We start from the raw sequence: 19,584 nt of genomic DNA on the forward strand, positions 1-19,584 counted from the left end.
AGAAAAAAGATATTCCAAAACAGCGAATATCTTTTTCCACACTTATTTAAGACCAGTCGTGCTGATGCCTTCAACAATGTATTTTTGGAAAATAAAGAAGATGATCAACACAGGCAGCAAGGAGACGACAGACATCGCGAACATCGCTCCCCAATTGGAGGTGCTGCTAGCATCTAGGAACTGCTTTAAGGCAATCGATACCGTGTAGTTTTGCGGACGTGTAAGGTACAGCATCGGCCCGATCAGTTCTTCCCATTTCCAATAGAAAGAGAAGATCGCAGCGTTTGCCAAGGAAGGCTTCATCAACGGTAGAATCACACGGAAGAAAATACCGACCCGTCCACAGCCGTCCATTTTTGCTGCTTCATCTAAATCTGTCGGGATCGCAGAGACGAATTGAACCATCATGAAAATAAAGAAAGCTTGTCCGAAGTATGAAGGAACGGTTACCGGACGAATCGAGTTAAGCCAGCCTAATTGATTGAACCAAAGATACTGAGGCACCATGATGATCTCTTGCGGCAGCATCATCGTGACCAAGATACAAGCAAACCAAAAGCCTTTTCCTTTGAAAGGAATTCGACCAAATCCATAAGAAATGACAGCCGAAGAACAGACCGCCCCTACCATTGAAATCAACGCGATTTGCAACGAGTTGAAAATATAGCGAATGAAGGGAATCCCTGCGATCCCTTCAAACCCCTTGGTAAAATTTTCTAACGTCCAGCTTCGGGGGATCAACTCCGTTGCCGTTCGAAAAATGTCACTACTAGGTTTAAAGGCACTAAACAGCAGCCAGAAAATCGGATAAAGCATCAGTAATGCAGCAACTAAGATCACGGCATCAAAGAAATAATTTTGTTTTTGTTCACGCATCAATCAAACCTCCTCGTTTTCTTTAAACACCCAAAATTTCGATGTTGCGAACAACAGAATCGTAATCAACCCAACGATGACCAGTAAAATCCAAGCTAAGGCTGAAGCATAGCCCATTTTGAAATCGGTAAAGGCTCGTTGATACATGTACAAGGAATAGACTAACGTGCCGTTACGGGGTGAACCCGTCCCATTCGAAATGATAAACGCCGGTGTAAACGTCAAAAAGGCCATGATCGTTTGATAGATCAGATTGAAAAAGATGATTGGCGTCAGGACTGGAACAGTGATATTGAAAAACTGTCTGATTTTTCCTGCCCCATCAATTTCCGCCGCTTCGTAATAATCTTTCGGAATATTTTTCAAACCGGATAAGAAAATCAACATCGACGAGCCAAATTGCCACGCTGCTAATAAAATCAAGGTCATCAACGCTAAGCCAGGACTTTTAAAGAAGTAGATTGGGTCTAAGCCGATCGCCGCTAGCACGCCATTGATCAACCCTGAATCGCCAAAAAGATTCCGCCACATGATCGAGACCGCCACGCTCCCACCTAAAATCGAAGGGATATAAAATAATACCCGATAAGCGCCGCTTAATTTCGATGGGCGGTTGATCAGCATCGCCACTGCCAATGCGACGATCAGCCGTAAAGGGACTGCCAACACAACATATTTCAGCGTAACAGTCAGTGACTGAACAAACTTGGGATCATTCGTAAAAATCGTCTTAAAGTTATTCCAGCCAACAAATTGCGCCTCTGTCAATAAATCATAGTCATGAAAAGACATAAATAGAGAAATCCCCATCGGGACGATAATAAAAGCAAAAAAGCCAATGATGAAGGGTGAGATAAATAAGTAGCCTGTAACCATATTCTGTTTTGATTCTGGTAATCGATTAAACCAGCTTTTGAGTTTCCCAGGTTCTTTTGCCGTGGGTGATTTTGATTGTAGTTCCATAATTTTCACTTCCTACCTCCTATAGTTGATTACGCTTACAAGTTGATTTTAACGAAGTGCTTCTTAAGAATGAATAGAAAAAAAAGCACAGAAATGTGAAAAACTAGAGGACCTATATTTTTTGCCTCCATTGTTTCTCTTAAAAAAACGCCTTTACTGAAAAAGTCAGTAAAGGCGCCGCAGCTATGCTTATTGATAGTTTTCTGCAAAAATTTCTTCGCAGCGTTGCGTAAAGGCATCATAGGTTTCTTCTGGTGTCATCGTGCCATAAGTGATCTCTGCGTACAGCTCTTTAAAGTACGTGTTGATTTCAGCAAACCCAATTGGTGGGATTGGGGATGGATCACCGACGATGTCTGCAATATCATCTAAGAAATCAGAGGACTCTTGTTCTTCTGGTGTCATGTCGGCATAAAGCAATTCTTTGATGGCATCATTGGAAGGAATCCCCCGCTCAGTACCGATGATCTTATTGGCTTCTTCACTATTCACTAAAAAGTCAACAAACTTCGCAGCTGCTTCTTTTGATTCAGAAGCATTCGCGATCGAATAAAAGAACCCTGGTCGATACGCCATCGCCCCGTTTTCTGAGTCAAATGGACGAGCCAAGTTGATCTCGACATCTTCTGCGGCGGAGGCTTTATAGGTCAAGTATTGATTGGACCAAGTCATCATATAGGCTGCTTTTCCTTGTGAAAACGGATATTGATCCATACTGTTGGCATTACTAGTCACTTCTGCGGTTGGCATTGCTTTGGCTTCCGTAAGATCTGCGATAGCCCCCATAAATTCAACCCAGTTTTCTTTGGTAAAACCGATCTCTGGTTTGCCGTCTGCATCGTATTGGTATAGATCTTCGCCTTTAGTACGTAAAAAGTATTGCAAAATCGTACTGTTGTCATTGTTATCATTCCAACCGTAATCACCTGTTGCTTCAGCGATCGCTGCCGTACTTTCTACAAGGTCATCGAAGGTATAATTGCTAAAGTCGATCCCAGTGCCCCCTTGTTCTACCAATGATGGATTGTAGAGCATCGCCATCGTATTGACAGAAGTTGGTATGCCAAAAACTTTTCCATCTAACTCGCCAGTTGCTAAAATCGATTCTTTGATATCATCGGTTTGAATCTCATTGCCGATAAATTGCGACATATCTGCTAATTGATTTTTCGTTCCATATTGCGCAATGTACTGCACATCCATCTGGATCACATCAGGTAATTCTCCAGAAGCCGCTTTTGTCGCTAGTTTTTTCCAATGGTCATCCCAAGAACCATATTCATATTCAACTTTGATGTCAGGATTTTGTTTCTCAAATTCTTTGATTGATTCGATATACTTCTCGTGTCTGACTTCTGAGCCCCACCAGGTAAAGGAAATCGTCGTTTTCCCATCTGCATCAGCTTCTGAGCTTCCGCTACTATTGCCGTTGTTGCCACAAGCTGCTAAGGTCGCACCAAGAAACAACAAGCTCGCTGCTTTTAAAAAAGTTTTTTTCATTCTTCTACACTCCTTTTTGTTTGCGCTTACAAGGTGATTGTAATGGAAATCCCCGTTAATAAAAATGAAAAAACAAGAGCAAATATGTGAAAAACTAGACTGTCGTTTTTGCTGAAGGCTAAGCCTTCACGGGCAATAGCTAGAAAAAAATAGAAAAACAGATGAAAAATGTAAAAAAACAGACATGCTCTATTTTTTCCAATATACTATGCTATACTAGCGTTGAAAAGGCTTACTTTTCAAAAAACAAGGTAGGTGGAAACAATGAAAAAAATACAAACCGGACTGTTTCGTCTTTTTACGGTAACAGCTTATTTTGCTAAATTAAACCTTTTATGGCTTTTCTTTACCCTTTTAGGGTTGGGGATTTTTGGCTTCGGTCCTGCCACCGCTGTCACGATCAAATGTTTACATGATTTTCGTAAAACTGGTCATGACTATTCAGCTGTTGCCTTCTGGCAAGCCTACAAGCAAGCCTTTCGCACCTTTTCCCTTTTTGGCATTGGACTATTGAGTACAGTACTCCTGTTGTTGTTTAACTTACGGATTACTCATTTTTTCCCGACTGAAATGGCTTGGCTGCGTCCTGTCTATTTACTTTTAACGATTCTCCTCCTTTACACTGCATTCATCAGCTTTATGACCTATGCCAAAGCCGAACAACACGCTTGGAAACAGACCTTGTACGTCAGTATCTTTCTAGTCTTTCGCTACCCACTGCAAGGCCTTGCCTTGTTGTTTACCTGGTATTTATTGTTTCTCTTATTGACTGCCAAAACCTCCTTGTTACTCGTCTTTGGACTGGTGATTTTCTTGTTTTTCGCTGAATTTTTTCATGGTCAGATGATTGAAAAAACCAAACAATTGCAAGCAAAGCGAGGCAGTGTCCATGAAGTCCCAGAAGCTGATCAATCACTTTAAAAAGCAGCCTTTTGAGCGACAGTTACATTTTGTCTTTTTTGCGACGGTGGCAATTATCGTCTCATTGGCTGTTCTCCTGACCTTAGTTTGGCGACAAGTCTACATGGCGCAGCTGAAAGAAGCCGCGTATAAAGATGTCTCGATCATTTCAACAAATATCGCCAAACGTTTAACTGCCGTCGAAACCCTCTCTTTTCGCATTATCGATAGTGCACCGATCCAAAATGGCCTACAAAGGATCTTGGCACAAGATTCCTTGCAATCCTTAGAGGCGATCGACCAAAAGAATGCCTTAAGTGCAGAAATCAACGCCCTCGTACGCAATGAATCAACGATTCAAAACGTCTATCTCTTTACCCCAACGAACGAAAACATGATCAACTTTCTAGCCGAGACCGACCATATCTTTAATGGACAAACCATCAAAGATATGATCGAGACTTTGCCCGATAAGCCTGCCAAAGGGAGTTGGTTTTTTGCAAAGGACCTTTCTCAAGGTGTCTACCTGCGAAAAATCTATTCAACAACCGATCTTTCTTTAACCTATATTGGCACGGTGATATTTCTAGTCAATACGTCCTTCTTTCGTAACGAGATCGAAAGTCTTCCCATTGTTTCCGAACAAAACCAATTTTTCATGGCGTATCAGAACCAATTTTATAGTACCGCAAATGACGAGCAAACCCTAGTTGCGGATCAAAATACCTTGCAGCAGAAAATGGAAACCTTCCAGCGATCAATCGGCTCCATGACGTTTGATAATCGCCAGTACTACTATGCGATGGATCGGAAGACGATGCCGAATATGACCTTCATTTATTTACTGCCTGAAAACCAAGTCTTAGCGGATCTTTATAAACTACAAGGCCTTTCCATCGCTGTGAGTTTGCCTTTTTTATGCTTGATTATTGTTGTGATTCGGAAAATAAGCAATCAGCTGACCCGCCCTTTAGCTGACTTAGCTTCGCAAATGGCCGTTCTGCGGAAAACGAAAAAACTGGCCTCTTTAAAAACCCTCGCTGTCCCAGAAAATAGTCAAGAAGAGATCATGGTCCTTTATGAAAGCTACAATACGATGATCGATGAATTAAATGCCTTGATCAAGGACAATTATGAAATGCGTATTTTATCCCAAGAAATCGAATTTAAAGGATTGCAAGCACAATTAGATCCGCATTTTCTCTACAATACGTTAGACTCGATCAACTGGATCGCCATTGAAAATCAGCAGTGGCAGATCTCAGAGATGGTCACCTCCCTTGCCTATTTGTTTCGTAAAAAAATCGATACCAAGTCTGACTTCACGACGCTGCAAGATGAGTTAGATATCGTGCATGCCTATATCAATATTCAAAACGTTCGCTTCGGGAAACGGATCGAGTATATCGAAGTAATTTTGGTGAATGACCTGTCCTTTAAGATTCCTAAGTTACTGATTCAACCATTGATTGAAAATGTCTTTAAATACGCCGTCAATGATATGAAGGAAACGTGTCGCCTCGTCCTTACAATTGAACAACAAGCAACCTTTCTCCAAGTCAGTGTCGCTGACAATGGCCCTGGTTTTAAAGCCAACTTCTCGATTGAAAAAGAAGGCGGCATCGGATTGACCAATATTCAAAAACGATTGCAACTGCATTATGGTGACCAAGCGTCGTTAGCCATCGTCTCCTCGATTCCCTTCAAAAAGACGACGGTGCGCTTTGTGATCCCCTTAAAAGGAGTGAGTGAAACATGAAAAATATCCTCGTTGTTGACGATGAACCCTTGATAGCAAATGGTGTGGCTAACCTCGTTGCTTCTTTTGATTTCCCATTAGTGGTCAAAGGAATTTACACAGACAGTGAAGAAGCCTTGGCATTTTGTCAGCAAAACACCATCGACATCGTGATTACCGACATCAATATGCCTAAAGTCAATGGACTTGCCTTGATCAAAAAATTAAAAGCCATCAATCCTGCGATTCAAATCATTATTTTGACAGGCTTTGGCAGCTTCTCCTTTGCCAAAGAAGCGATGGCTTTAGGGGTCAAATTTTTCCTTGAAAAACCTGTTTTTCCGAGCAAGCTTTCAGAAGCGTTGGCTGAGACGATCGAACGCTCTGAACGTCGCCAAATGGAATCTACCCTCTATTTAAAGCAACAAATTGAACAATACATCAATAGCTGCGGAGAAGAACCGCTGCCTGAATCGTTCGTTTTTCCATTTTGTATGTACTTATTTGATTCGAAATTCTATCACGCCATCGCTAAGCGGATCGAAAGCTATGAGAACCATCACGAGTTGGTGATCGGTCATCAAAACAAAGTTGGCTATATCCTGAACTTCAGTACGGAAAATACCTTTAATCTCTTTTTTAAAACGAAGGTACAGGCTGCGCATCTAGGAAAAGGGATCGCCATCAATTGCTGGGTCGAAACTCCCGAAAAATTTTTACTCAGTTATCATTTAGGCAAGCGAAACTTGGATAAGGAGTTTTATTTTGATACCTTTGAAGTCATCCAAGAAGCCCAAATCTCACAAGAAAATGTCTATGAAAATAGTCTCTACATGGAATATCGTGAAAAACTTTTGGCATTGATTGACAAAGGAGAACTGACTTTAGCCCAAGTTCTTACGGAAAACTTTTTTTCTACCTGTCGCATGGAGCTTTACCCTGTCCAACTATTGCGACTGCAAGTCAACGATTTGTTATCGGCAATTTTTGAAAACCATCGCATCAAAAAAGACATTTACTTTGATGACTATTCCCCAAAGATCATGCTCTTGAATAATTGGCACGAACTCCAGTTTATGCTGCTTCACTGTATCGATTTGATGCGGGGCAGCTTAGATGATAGCGAGAACATGCAGCTGTCCCAAAAAGTCAACCTGATCATCGAAGAATATTATGACCATGAAGCATTGTCATTGAAATGGATCGCAGCCCATCTTTTGTACTTAAATCCTGAATACTTAGGAAAAACCTATTACAAAGAAACCGGGATTCGCTTCAATCAAAAATTAGCCGAATACCGCATCCAAAAAGCACAAGAACTGCTGAAGAAAAACTACAAAGTCTACGAAGTGGCAGCGATGACGGGCTTTAGCAATGCGCCCGAATATTTTGTTCAAACGTTCAAAAAGATTACTGGTATGACACCAAAGAAATTTTTGAAGCAGCAAGAAAAAGCCCTTCTCTCTTAACGTTTCTTCTATAACGAAAGCATTGTTTTGCTATTTCAACAAAAGAGGTAGTCCGCTCACGAATGTGAGCGAACTACCTCTTTGACTAACCAGTGATTGATGTCAAACAACTGATGCGACCGTGTTCGTTTTAAGGAATGAGCGTTTTGTCTAGCTTACAGCGTAAAGACTTCCTTCAACTCCTGTGTCACTGGCGAATCATCCGGATTTGTTTCCATGAGTTCTGCCATGTAATGCCACCATTTTTGGTTGATCTCGGTTGCCGCTAACTGCTGCCAGCGGGTTTCATCTTCAATCTCAAGGTAGCCAAACAACGCAAGGGTTTCTGGATCTAAGAAAATCTGGTAGCTTTTCGCCCCGTGTGCTATGAGCTGCTCTTTTAGTTCTGGCCATAGTTCGCGATGCCGTTTTTCATATTCTGCTTCATAACCAGGATGTAGCTTCATCCGAATCGCTTTTTTGATCATCTTTGTCTGCTCCTCTCTTTATTGCGTAAGGTGTTCTACTTAACAAAATGAAACCAATAGTTCAGTAAATGCTAAGACTGTCAGTGATTGCCCGTAAGGCATCGCCGTAATCGCAATGTTTTTGTAGTACGCCAAGTCTTCTCCCATTCCAGTACCGATGGAAACATTTTGGACTTCTCCATCTTCTGCGACTTGTTCGATCAAACCGGCTAACGCTTTATAGGCAACATCTTCCCAAGCTTTGTCAATGTAACGCTTATGAACGGCTTTTAAAATCCCATAGGCAAAACCAGCCGTCGCGGAAGCCTCCACATACGAGCTAGGATCGTCTAACAAGGTGTGCCACAGGCCACTTTCATCTTGCATTTCTTGCAAGGCAGTTAGTTGGTCTAAGAGTGTATTGATCAAGAAGCCCCGTAACGCATCTCCTTCTTGCAAGTCGAGAATGTCAATGATCTCAGGAATAGCAATGGTGATCCAGCAGTTGCCTCTAGCCCAAAGCGCTTGCGCATAATTGTGGCGTTCTTCAAAGGTCCAGCCGTGGAACCAAAGCCCAGTTTTTTTATCCACTAAGTATTTGATATGGATCATAAATTGTTGTTTTGCTTCTTCGATATAAGCCGGACGATTCAGCAACATGCCAATTTTCGCCAAAGGCAAAGCGGTCATCATCAAGGTATCGTCCCAAAGCTGGTTGCGATTTTCTGGTCCATAGGTTGCATGCTGCAGACCATTTTCATCGGTTCGCGGCATATCATGCATGACCCATTCCGCCCATTGTTCAAGGTAAGGCAAGTAACGAGAATCTTTGGTGTCTTCATAAAGATACGCCATTGCTAAAAGCGGCGCCATCGTGTTGACATTTTTAGGGGGCGCGCCTTCTAACATCCGCTGCTCAAACCATTCTTCCACAACTTGGAGCGCTTTAGGATTTTTGGTGATTTGGTAGTTTTTATAAATGCCATATAGTCCCACCCCTTGCGGCCAGTTCCAAATCCCCCAGCTTTTATCATCAACGATCAAGCCGTCAAAGTCTAATAGAAATTCACCATTGTCATCCTTGATCGTCGTTAAATTTTCGATCATGCGATCAATTTTTTCTTCCACGACACGTTTTTCCACAAATAACTGTTCTAAAATCACCATTGGGTTCATCCTCTCATTTCTCTTTGATAGATTGATCGTAACACGCTTACATTTACACAAAAATAGCAGTTATTGACACTTTACTATCTATTCTTGTATGATAAAATCAAACGAGCAAGAAAGGAGCCAATCATGGAGAAGCAAAGTGCGGACACGATGATCAACGATCGCTTTGAGGCCTTTCATATCAAAGACATCGTAGAAGAAAACAATACCCTTTATCATTACCATAGTTTTTATGAGATTCACTGTACCTTAAAAGGATCAGCGGTCTTCTTTATCGATGGCGGAGAATTCCCTCTAGAACCTGGTACGATCATCTTGATTCCTCCAAACGTCTTGCATCGAATCGTCCATCAAACTTCTGATTTTTTCGAGCGAACCTACCTGTATATCAATCCTAGTTATCTCACTGCCCTCTCCACTACCCAAACAGATCTCACTGCCTGTTTTCGTAGCAACGGCGGCATCAACAGTCGTATTTTATCGATCGATGCTGACCAACTAGACCAGCTGTTGCGACCTTTGCGCAAAAAAACGGATAGCAATTATGGTACCGACTTACTTTATCAAAATCATTTGATTGCATTTTTGATTTCCATCAATACGATTGCCTATCAGGAAAAAGAACCGCTGTTTTTATCCGACTCACTCTATAAAAATAAAGACATTTTGGCTGCCATTACCTATGTCAATCAGCATTTGACCGCTGATCTCTCCTTAGAGACCGTCGCCAAGGCCCTTTTCATGAGTCCATACTCGCTTTCAAGGACCTTCAAAAAAGAAACTGGCGTCGCCTTTCATGCCTATGTCGTCAAGAAACGACTCTTAAAGAGCAAAGAAATTTTACGTAAAACCAGAAGCGCCACCGCCACCTTCGAAGCTTGCGGCTTCAACTCCTATACTCATTTTTTACGCTGCTTTAAACAAGAATTTCAGCTGACACCAAAAGAATTTTTACAAGAAGAGGCCCAAAATCAGTTTGTCCGTTTTACGCATTTTGCAGGGAAAAAATAGCAAGCAGATGAAAAGATTTGCTGACAAAAAAGACTCCCTTACATTGACGATCGTAAGAGAGTTTTTCATTCAATCTTTTAAAAACAGCTACATAAGTTCCTCAGCAGTTCCCCGCTCGAAATAAAGAAAATAGCGATTGCTGATCACTGACACAATCCCAATCATAACCAACAAGACCCCTGACAGGATCATCTGCATCCCTGCTGTTTCATTGCCGCTGACTAGTATCAGCAAGCGTGATGCATAAGGTGCTAACGTGACCCCTAAATTGTAAGCAACGATCGAGACGATCGTGCCAAACTTAGCTTCTGCTTCACCACCAGTCGTCAGCAAGTGGGTGAAAAAAGGCATGATGCTGCGAAAGGCAAAGCCTAGTAGTAAAGAACAACCCAAGAGCAGCCCCACCGTCTGCAAGGGATACGTCAAATAGATGCTGCTTCCTGCAAGCAATGCCGCAATGGGCAGCAACCAGCGATGTAGGCGGCTATATATCAAGCCAAAGGCATTGCCGGCGATAAATGCCCCCGTCGCAATAGCGGCGATCATGTTACTGCCATCGGTCGCATCACCGATTCCTTTTTCCAACAACAACGGGGTGATCTGCAGATTGTAGTTGATAAACAAGACAACGATTAGAAACAAGAGCACACCCAGAACGAATGATCGCTGTTTCCGTTCTTTTGAAACCGTGACGTTCGCCAATAACGTCTCATTAGTCACAGCCTGTGTTTCGTTTGGAATAAACAGCTGGACAAAGAAGAGACTGATCAGGGCAAAGCCATAAACCAAGAAGGACATTTCCCAACTGATTTTCACTAGCTGCCCAACCAGCAAAGTCATAAAGATACCACCTAAACCACCGACGGCACTTTCTAATCCAAGAGCTTTGGCTTTCTTTTGCGGCTCATTTTGAAACAGCAAACTAATCATTTGAATCGCCAAACGATTGAATAAGCCGATCCCAAAGCCAAGAATCGCGCGTGAAAGAAACAAGACGGGAAAGCTCCCCTGATACCATGCCGGCAGCGTGCCAAAAATCGCCACAATGACCAAGCCGGTGACCATCGTGTATTTTTTGCCGATCCTTTTTTCGATCATGCTAGTAGTAAAAATCCCCAGCAAAAGAAACAATGACGGAATCGTGGTCAGTAACCCGACGTAGACCGCATCTACTTCTGGAAAGCTTGCCGCAATTGCGGGAACATTGGCAGAAATCGCCGGTGCCGAATAAACGACCATTGCCACCGACAGTAGTGCCAACAACTTCATTGAAAAAAATTTCATAGCTACCCCTTTTCTTTTTTCAAAATACTTTTTTAGTTTCTCTGAGCTCAACCGGATAAGACACCAAAGCAATCTTTTCCTACCTCTTTATTATTTGCTGGATCGCCAGCATTTGACCAATGCTTCCTACGCTGAGGCTTTATGCTTGAAAAGCATTGGTCTTCTGCATTTGCTGCAGACCGTCACCGATTGTCTGCGAAAAAACCTTGCAGTCTGTTTTACTGCAAGGTTTCCTTCGATCATTCATTTTTTAACCATCCTATCAGCTACATAAGACACCCCAAGAGAACTTATTTCTGCAGCTGTTCTATGACATCTTTCGTAATTGCCTCAGCAGTGATACCAAGTTCGGATAAAACGTCCGCTGCTCGGTAATTATCATAAAATTTCTTTTCTAAGCCATAGTTTTTGACGGCAATCTCACGATCACCAAGATAGCTGGCAATCATTTGTCCATAGCCGCCCTCTCGTATGCCGTCTTCCAACGTGACAACGAGTTTATGCGCTCGTGCCACAGCATCCAGCAACTCTTTGTCGACCTCTGAAATAAACTTAGGATTGATCACCGTTGGCGTAATTCCATGTTGCATTTTCAATTGTTCTGCGATCTCTTCTGCTAGCGCATAAAAGTTTCCAACACCGACGATGGCTACCTGCGTACCAGCTTGAGTCACCTCATTTTTTTGATCGCTATAGTCAGTAGAGGCTGCTCTTACCGTTTCGTTGACAGGTCCAACCGGTACCCGGATCGCAACCGGAGCGTTGGTTTGTTCCAGCGACCAATCCAACATTGCCAGATATTCTTCTTTAGAGGTTGGCGCAAGATAAATAAGGTTGGGAATATGTGCCAAAAAGGGGATATCAAAAATTCCCAAATGGCTCTCGTCATTCATGCCGTGAATCGATGCACCATATACCAGAATCGTTCCAGGCAGATGATTTAAGGCCAAATCATGGGAAATTTGATCAAAACTACGTTGCATAAAGGTAGAAAAAACGGCCCAGACAGGTTTTGCTCCATTTTTTGCTAACCCAGCAACCATCGATACCGCATGTTCTTCTGCAATACCCACATCTACAAATTGTTTGCCTGCTTTTTCTCTTTGTTCCGGAGAAAAAAGCAGCATCGGTGTACCAGCGTTTACTGCCACGACTTTAGGATCTGTCGCCATTTTTTCTAATAAATAATCCGTCGTTAAGCTATTGTACGTTACTTGATTGCCGCCAGCAGAAATATATTCGCCGGTTTCTAAATGAAAGGGACCGCCTGCATGAAACTTTTCACGATTTTCTTCCGCAAACTTGAAGCCTTTGCCTTTGATCGTATGAATGTGTAATAAAACAGGATGATCAATATCTTTCACTTTTTCAAATAAAGCGATCAAGGCAGCGAGGTCATTTCCGTCATCTAAATAGTGGTACTCAAAACCAATCGCTTTGAACAGATTGTCTGCTGCTTGCCCCTTGGTTTCCCGCAATGCCCGCAAATTCTGATACATCCCTCCATGATTTTCTGCGATCGATTGGTCATTGTCGTTGAGGATCACGATAGTATTGGTGCCTAATTCCACAATATTGTTCAAGCCTTCAAACGCTAAGCCACCTGATAGAGAACCATCGCCAATGACGGCAACGACGTTATACGTTTCATTTTTTAGGTCACGGGCTTTCGCCACACCATTTGCCAACGAAACTGAGGTGGAGGTATGACCGACCGTAAAGAGATCGTGCTCGCTTTCTTTCGGATTCGTGTAACCAGAAACCGCATCATACTGCGCAGCATCAAGAAAGGCATGGGCGCGTCCCGTCAACATTTTATGGATATAGGTCTGATGAGACACATCAAAAATCAGCTTATCGGTGGGGGAATCAAAGACCTTATGCAACGCGATCGTCATCTCAACCATCCCCAGATTGGGGCCATTGTGCCCCCCATGGTGACTGATTTTTTCCAATAAAGCAGCTCGTGCTTCTACTACCAGTTCTTGAAGTTGCCCACTGGTCAATTCTTTTAACGCTTTGGGGCTTTTGATTTTTTCTAATAACATGTACGTACCTCCTGTAAAAATGTTTGAATGGTTCGTGTATTTACTCACAAGGAAAAAGACACGAAGTCGAAATGAGTGGATCGTTCTCTAAAATGAAAAAAAGCGGCAATCGGAGATGGACGCTCTTTTTTAAATTCCTGTCAAACCAAGAAATAGCAAGTTATCCTAAAGGGAAATCGTAATTTTTCTGAGTTTCAACAATCGCTGCTCATTTCTTCTATCTAAAAAGATACCACCTAGAGTTGACTTTAGGTCAAGTAGTTTTTGAAACATTTTGAACAAAACGAGGTTGATTTTTTCTAATTATTGAAACAATTGCAGGTTTATTCTCTATAAATTTTCTTTTCTAATACATATTCCTAGAGGTTCATTTGATATGTCATAGTAAATTATAAAAAACTGCCATTAAACAGGATCCATTCCCTGCTTAATGGCAGTTTGCTTACTTCCGATACATCTTAAACAGGAATTTCAAGATAAAATCAGTTGATATAACAACGTTTTAAAAGTTGCTGGTAGAAGAATGGAAAACTCACAAAAATTGGTTTGAGCTTGCCATATTTGAGCACTACACTACTCAAATTATCTTATCTAGAACATCGACAACCTGACTATCAGACTTAGCATATAAATGCCCATATGTTCCTAAGGTGATCTGTATATTCGCATGTCCAAGTCTTTCTTGAATCACAAGAGGTTGTATGTTCTGCTCAATTAATAAAGCCACATGAGAATGTCTTAACGCATGAAGTTTTATTGGATTCACACCTGCTATTTTTGCAGCATCTTTTAACCAATTAGAAAATGAATAGGATGGAGTGAAAGTCCCATCAAGTTGAGATACGTATTCAAAATTTCCAATCATGGATTGAAGTTTTTTCCATCTTTTTAACTTTCCACTTAAGGCTTTCCCAATCCCAATGGTTCGATAAGACTTATTTGTTTTTGGTGTAGAGAAGTACCAATCATTTTTACCTTTGTAAATAAGTGTCTTTTTAATCGTTATCTGACTCTTCTCTAAATCAACATTTTCCCAGGTTAACGCTTGAAGCTCTCCGATTCTCAAACCCGTATAGAAAAGCATTTCATAAACGATTTTTCTATGTTGGTTTTGAATAGAATTTTCAGGAATCACAGCCATTACTTTTCGAAATTCTTCAACTTCCCAAAATTCAACTTTCTTATTTTCTTTTGGAAAATAAGAAACACTGTCTACTGGGTTTCGCTCAATTAAACCTTCTTTAACAGCCCGATTCAAAATGATTCTCAAATGTCCCAGAATGCGATTGATATAAGTCCCGGACAGTGTTATGATTTCTTCTTGCTTTCTAGAATTTCTAGTAGCTGTTTGACTCAATTCATGCATCCAATCTTCAACTTCTTGGCTATTGATGTCTCTTATCCGTATTCGATAAAAATAAACCAATTTCTTTTCAAAAATAAATTGTGCATTTTCAAAGGTCTGACTTTTGACTTGTTTCTCATACCAATTAACAAAACGTATTTTGTAGAATTCTTCAAAAGTCATTTGGCTTGTAGATCTTAGATGAGAAGTTAGAGTTTGATGAAATCCGTGAGTAAGCATATATTGATCGTATCCTCTTTTAGCTTCTCTTTGTGATTCATATCCTCTTTTAGTTTTTTGAATTTTCTTACCATCTGCATCTGTGCCCAGATAAGCACGGAAGAACCATTTTTTTGTTTTCTTATCTTGATATATGTTACTGATTTTAACCATATATTCTCCTTTTACATAGAGAATTATGAGCCTAACGCCATTATAATATCTATTGGATTGTTTGTATATTGAATAATTTTTCAATAACTCTTGCAGGTACAACACTTACTTGACGGTTATAATAGAATGCTATCCCTTCAACCTGAGCTAGATATTCTTTACATTCTCTAATGATTTGCTTTGCTTGATACGGTTTAAATCCCAATTCAGTTAAATCTTTACAACTAACCATTGTTTCAAAACATTTCTCCATAGCATTTCTCCTAAAAACAAAGCACTATACATACCAACTACTAACTAATCTAAGGTAACTGCACTACTAAAAAACATTTTTTTCAATCATTTTGAATTGCTTTAGGTTAAGCACATAGGAATTTCACCTCTCCCAAGTTTATTGCGAGCCTTACGGAAGTATCATTATATTCTGTCATTGTCATCGCAACTTGAATACCTAATCCAAGTGTTGTGTTAGTCTTGATTCGCTTAATTACATCATGGCGTAACTACACAGCAGCTCATATGACAGGGGATGTTATTCAAAATGAATATTCAATTTTCAAGGATCAAATCTTTCTTACACTAATAACAACAAAATAGTGGTTGGAAATGACACAAAAACAAAGAAAATTTTATTTCTTTCCTACGGATAGCTTGAGATGGAGTTATTGGCTTAAACAATTAACTTCAAAGTATTGGTATAATAGTATTAAATTGGTTTAAAAGAGGAGGTCTAACATATATGGTAATTATTGATGTTTATGGAAGAATTAATAAAACAAAAATATCAGATAAATTAAAAATATACATTTCTAATCTTCCGACTGACTGGAAAGAAGGAATTATCGAGGATATGCTAAAAGAGATAAGACAACAAAAAATTGATATAGACGAAAATGTAAGGGCTTATAGAAAAAGTTTTCACAGAGAGTATTCTTTAGAGTATTTAAGAGAAATTGTCTAATTTAATGTAGCAAACTACGCAGAATACAGTTTAAACTCTATTGAACACTGTGTTGAATGCCTTGCTGATAATATGGTGTACCTATTCTTTGATTACACTTACCAAGACATACCTTTTTTTGACTGGACGACCAATTGTTTTGATGGAAGGCTTTGTGAAGAAGACTATGCTGAAAAAGTCATTACTTTTTGTAATTTCATAAATAAAGACATAGATAATGGTATCCACATGAATTGTATCTATACAAGCAATATGAATGATTTAGAAAACACGAGAATACTACTCAACCTAGGTTTTCGCATACGCTCTGAATTTAACGGATGGAAATCAACCGAAGAGTATATTCATAACTTAAAATTAATGGGAAATCGTATCGATTCCATTATTAAGTCTGAAAATGATTACTACAAGTTCAATTACATCATGAATGGAATATTTGAGGATAACAATTATAATCAAAACCATTTTTTGAAGACTTTCACATTATTGGAGCTAACATTACTAACTCCTAATCAAAAAACAAAAGAAATAGATTCTTTATTGGCTCCATATCTTAAAAAAATTTACGATGACGATTGCACCACGGCTGCAGGGATATTAAGGCAGATGAGAAATAAAATTGGACACGGAGATTTCAAAAATTTCATAAAAAAATCAGAAGAATTTGCTGGGAAATTTATGAAGAATTATAATTTTGACTACAGTGAATATAGTAGACAAAATTGGATGCTATTGCACACTTGTTGTTTGCTATATGATTTACTTCGAGAAGTTTTATATCAACAAATAGAAGAAGCCGGAAATTAAAATATTTATTTAGAAATGCGATCCTCTACTTTTGATAATCGTGATTCATCGAAGTTTTTCAATTTAAGATGTATACAAAAAAGCCAGAAAGATTTTTGTCTTTTCGGCTTTTGACTATCCTATTATCATTATTTGCATTGTCTAAGAGCTCTCATAATCGATCTTCAAAATATTCTTTAATATGAGGGTTATACATTAAAAATTCTTTCAGTATTAAAGAGATTTCCTCTCTCTTTAATTCACCTTTTACTTTAAATAATTTATACCTATCAATTCCTTCAATGTGCTGAGGATAAATTTTCCCAGTTGATTCAAGTTTTGAAAAAACTTCAAAGTACTCTTCTCTTTTAAAAATCCTTACAGAACCATCAATATGCTCGAAATAATTGTTTTCTCTATCAAAGGTAAAATGGGCGAACTTTTGAGCAACATATTTATTTCCAGAAAACGGAGGAAAACGCTCCGATTGATATTTATATTTTTCCATAGGAACTACTAATTCTTCAACATAATATTGCACAACCTGTTTTTCTACATCTAACCATGACGGACGAAAAATTGTATATTTAACTGGATAGGTAAGTAATTGGACATTGTTATCTGGATCATCAAATTCTGTGTAATGAAGGGAAGCCTTAAAATTATTTTCACACATAAGAATCTTTTCAGAAAATTTAGGACCATAATAAATATCTCTTTCTATTATCTCTTGATACTCTGATTTTTCTCCTTGTTTAAATGGATCTAACCTCACAAAGACTTCTTTACCTGAATTGACAAACTTTGAAAGAAGTAAATTGATATCTACAAAATTACTATTCCCATATCTTCTTAAAAAAGCATGTGGAAATATCAACGATTCTCCTACAATAATCCCGTGTCCTCTAATATCTTGATCATTAGTAAGTCTAATCATTCCGTCATCATTAACACTCAAGCTAAACTCATTTTCAATCCTGTGAGTTTTCGATATTATTTGTTCTACATAATCATCCAAGCTATTCATTACCATATTCCATTGAGGGGCTCTCTTCATTTTCATGCTCCTTAAAAATTTAATAGGTGGTACATGAGATCATTTCAAATTTTAAAATCTCATTTTAATTAAAGACCCCATGTTTTACCTACAAGCTAAAACATAGAATTGTTGTACTAAATTAGCTAAAACTACTCATTATTTTGGTATAAGCATTCTTTACTAACTTAAACATTTTTTCATTGCCGTTAATGCTATCTGGATGATATATCTTAACAAGAGTTTTATATCTGTCTTTAATGCATTGTTTACTAATTTCTCCATTACATGTAAAGTCTAATATTTCTAAATATGGTTTTAATGCTAGAATTTGTTCGTTGCCTAAAACATCTTTTTTTTGAGTAGTTGTTTCTTCTTTGTAGCCGACTTTAGATGTAAGACTGTGATCCCTATACCCAATATTGTAATAAATGTCAGCAAGGTGTTGACTTAATGTTTCTCTATCCCATAACTCAATATTCGTTTGTAAAGCAGTTCCAACAGCATCTGATGAATAGTTTGCTGGAGCTACAACAATGCCTCTATCTAAACCTCTGACAGTTACTCCTGTAAATATTTCCTGTACTGCCTTATTTCCAACAAAAGAGTTGTTATCATATCTTTTAGCTTGGAATCCATACTTCAGATTGTTTCTATTTGCTATTATATCTACACCTCGATCCCCAGATCCTCCAACTCTTTTTACATCTCTAAAACCCATAAATTTAAGTAAAATAACCAAATATTCTTCAAATTCATAACCAGTATAAGAATCCACTATTTCAATTTTGTAATTCAAGATATCTGGTGAATTTGGATAAACTTTAGTTGATTGGTTATTAGTCTTTCTATTTGCATTATTTGTTTGTCTTTTCAGAGGTCTCTTTATTATAGTTCGCTACTAGTTTCATTGCTGGTAAACATGTATCTTTAATTTTTTTAGTTGATAGATAAAACACTATGAACACAACAATTAAACCTATCCAATTGAAACTGTTAAATCTATAACTGAAAAATTGACTGATTTCGTTTAAAATAAATATTACACAATAAAGCCAAATTAACCCTAATAAAAAGAACAAACCTAGCTGAATGAAAGAGTAAACAGAAATTCCTATCATTGTCATTACAAAAGTATAATTTTTTTACCATATCTAATTATCACGTACAGTATTACTATACTTACAACCAACGCTAACTAATCAGTAATTGCGTTCAAACCTGCTTCACTCCTAATTATGAACTTGTTTTTCCTCATTGAAATATTCCGTTTATTTATCTTGAAGATTCATCATCTTTTTGTACCTTATTAACAACTAAAAATAACAACAATAATAATTAATCTTAGTATATCAACATTAATAGAACAATACAAGAATCATCATCTTATGTATAGACAATGAAGAAGCAAGTGAAAAAAAACTCACCTCTTCATTTTGATTATCCTCTGAGCTCAAACCTGTGAATAGCCTGTAACAGTGCAATTGTGCACTCTTGATAACAATCTTCATCAAAATACCCTTGCCTAGTAGACATCTTGACTATCAACGGATGGAACTTTATTATAAGTTTTTCAAAAGCCTGCTCATCACCTGATCGAGCTGCTAAATAGAGATGTCTTATAAACACATTTGAACATTCCCTTCGAGAAGATT

Annotated in this window: 16 protein-coding genes and 1 pseudogene; 5 read left to right on the top strand and 12 right to left on the bottom strand. The window is 38.9% G+C overall.

Annotation, left to right across the window (positions count from 1 at the left end):
* Nucleotides 1–42: 42 nt before the first annotated feature.
* From IGJ44_RS12880 to IGJ44_RS12890, 3 genes are all read right to left on the bottom strand, one after another.
* The gene (locus IGJ44_RS12880) at nucleotides 43–876 is read right to left on the bottom strand and encodes a carbohydrate ABC transporter permease (RefSeq protein ID WP_005234188.1); all 834 of its coding nucleotides are present in this window, start codon (nucleotides 874–876) and stop codon (nucleotides 43–45) included.
* Nucleotides 877–879: 3 nt separating this feature from the next.
* Nucleotides 880–1,839 carry a carbohydrate ABC transporter permease gene (locus tag IGJ44_RS12885; RefSeq protein ID WP_016608843.1) on the bottom strand — a complete coding sequence of 320 codons (960 nt, stop codon included), beginning with the start codon at nucleotides 1,837–1,839 and terminating at the stop codon, nucleotides 880–882.
* Between the two features lie 189 nt (nucleotides 1,840–2,028).
* Nucleotides 2,029–3,339: an ABC transporter substrate-binding protein gene (locus tag IGJ44_RS12890; protein ID WP_167826934.1), complete on the bottom strand. Its 1,311-nt coding sequence runs from the start codon at nucleotides 3,337–3,339 to the stop codon at nucleotides 2,029–2,031.
* Nucleotides 3,340–3,603: 264 nt separating this feature from the next.
* Between IGJ44_RS12890 and IGJ44_RS12895 the strand changes: the two genes are divergently transcribed.
* Genes IGJ44_RS12895 through IGJ44_RS12905 form a run of 3 tightly spaced genes read left to right on the top strand, consistent with a single transcriptional unit; the run spans nucleotide 3,604 to nucleotide 7,446 of the window.
* Nucleotides 3,604–4,260 (top strand): DUF624 domain-containing protein, encoded by a 657-nt coding sequence (locus tag IGJ44_RS12895; RefSeq protein WP_010749870.1) that lies wholly within the window; start codon nucleotides 3,604–3,606, stop codon nucleotides 4,258–4,260.
* Nucleotides 4,229–5,998 (top strand): sensor histidine kinase, encoded by a 1,770-nt coding sequence (locus IGJ44_RS12900; protein WP_167826933.1) that lies wholly within the window; start codon nucleotides 4,229–4,231, stop codon nucleotides 5,996–5,998. The genes IGJ44_RS12895 and IGJ44_RS12900 overlap by 32 nt, the downstream gene beginning before the upstream one ends.
* Entirely contained in the window at nucleotides 5,995–7,446 is a 1,452-nt protein-coding gene (locus IGJ44_RS12905) for a response regulator (protein ID WP_005234181.1), read from the top strand. Before IGJ44_RS12900 ends, IGJ44_RS12905 begins: the two co-directional genes overlap by 4 nt.
* Nucleotides 7,447–7,601: 155 nt before the next feature.
* On the opposite strand, the gene rhaM is transcribed toward IGJ44_RS12905, so the two are convergent.
* On the bottom strand, nucleotides 7,602–7,913 hold the full coding sequence (gene rhaM, locus IGJ44_RS12910) for an L-rhamnose mutarotase (protein ID WP_060791390.1): 312 nt from the start codon (nucleotides 7,911–7,913) through the stop codon (nucleotides 7,602–7,604).
* A gap of 39 nt (nucleotides 7,914–7,952) precedes the next feature.
* Complete coding sequence (locus IGJ44_RS12915) at nucleotides 7,953–9,059, bottom strand: glycoside hydrolase family 88/105 protein (RefSeq protein ID WP_034878380.1); 1,107 nt, start codon at nucleotides 9,057–9,059, stop codon at nucleotides 7,953–7,955.
* A gap of 132 nt (nucleotides 9,060–9,191) precedes the next feature.
* On the opposite strand from IGJ44_RS12915, the gene IGJ44_RS12920 reads away from it, so the two are divergent.
* Entirely contained in the window at nucleotides 9,192–10,076 is an 885-nt protein-coding gene (locus tag IGJ44_RS12920) for an AraC family transcriptional regulator (protein ID WP_167826932.1), read from the top strand.
* A gap of 87 nt (nucleotides 10,077–10,163) precedes the next feature.
* Here the strand turns inward: IGJ44_RS12920 and IGJ44_RS12925 are convergent, their stop codons facing one another.
* The 4 genes from IGJ44_RS12925 to IGJ44_RS12940 all read right to left on the bottom strand — a co-directional run bounded on the left by IGJ44_RS12925 (nucleotide 10,164) and on the right by IGJ44_RS12940 (nucleotide 15,399).
* The gene (locus tag IGJ44_RS12925) at nucleotides 10,164–11,360 is read right to left on the bottom strand and encodes an MFS transporter (protein ID WP_167826931.1); all 1,197 of its coding nucleotides are present in this window, start codon (nucleotides 11,358–11,360) and stop codon (nucleotides 10,164–10,166) included.
* Nucleotides 11,361–11,650: 290 nt separating this feature from the next.
* Nucleotides 11,651–13,408: a 1-deoxy-D-xylulose-5-phosphate synthase gene (locus tag IGJ44_RS12930; protein ID WP_167826930.1), complete on the bottom strand. Its 1,758-nt coding sequence runs from the start codon at nucleotides 13,406–13,408 to the stop codon at nucleotides 11,651–11,653.
* A gap of 577 nt (nucleotides 13,409–13,985) precedes the next feature.
* Nucleotides 13,986–15,146, bottom strand: a complete 1,161-nt coding sequence (locus IGJ44_RS12935; RefSeq protein ID WP_430605768.1) for a tyrosine-type recombinase/integrase — start codon at nucleotides 15,144–15,146, stop codon at nucleotides 13,986–13,988.
* 49 nt (nucleotides 15,147–15,195) lie between these two features.
* Nucleotides 15,196–15,399 carry a DUF3173 family protein gene (locus IGJ44_RS12940; protein ID WP_430605770.1) on the bottom strand — a complete coding sequence of 68 codons (204 nt, stop codon included), beginning with the start codon at nucleotides 15,397–15,399 and terminating at the stop codon, nucleotides 15,196–15,198.
* A 486-nt stretch (nucleotides 15,400–15,885) separates the two neighbouring features.
* On the opposite strand from IGJ44_RS12940, the pseudogene IGJ44_RS12945 reads away from it, so the two are divergent.
* Nucleotides 15,886–16,914 (top strand): annotated as a pseudogene (locus tag IGJ44_RS12945) (hypothetical protein).
* 151 nt (nucleotides 16,915–17,065) lie between these two features.
* On the opposite strand, the gene IGJ44_RS12950 reads toward IGJ44_RS12945, so the two are convergent.
* The 3 genes from IGJ44_RS12950 to IGJ44_RS12960 all read right to left on the bottom strand — a co-directional run bounded on the left by IGJ44_RS12950 (nucleotide 17,066) and on the right by IGJ44_RS12960 (nucleotide 19,558).
* Nucleotides 17,066–17,950: a hypothetical protein gene (locus tag IGJ44_RS12950; protein ID WP_430605771.1), complete on the bottom strand. Its 885-nt coding sequence runs from the start codon at nucleotides 17,948–17,950 to the stop codon at nucleotides 17,066–17,068.
* Between the two features lie 121 nt (nucleotides 17,951–18,071).
* On the bottom strand, nucleotides 18,072–18,728 hold the full coding sequence (locus tag IGJ44_RS12955) for a restriction endonuclease (RefSeq protein ID WP_430605772.1): 657 nt from the start codon (nucleotides 18,726–18,728) through the stop codon (nucleotides 18,072–18,074).
* A gap of 641 nt (nucleotides 18,729–19,369) precedes the next feature.
* On the bottom strand, nucleotides 19,370–19,558 hold the full coding sequence (locus IGJ44_RS12960) for a helix-turn-helix domain-containing protein (protein ID WP_195478108.1): 189 nt from the start codon (nucleotides 19,556–19,558) through the stop codon (nucleotides 19,370–19,372).
* Between the last annotated feature and the right edge of the window lie 26 nt (nucleotides 19,559–19,584).

The sequence above is a fragment of the Enterococcus sp. DIV1368d genome (assembly GCF_050542975.1).
Lineage (GTDB): Bacteria > Bacillota > Bacilli > Lactobacillales > Enterococcaceae > Enterococcus_D > Enterococcus_D casseliflavus.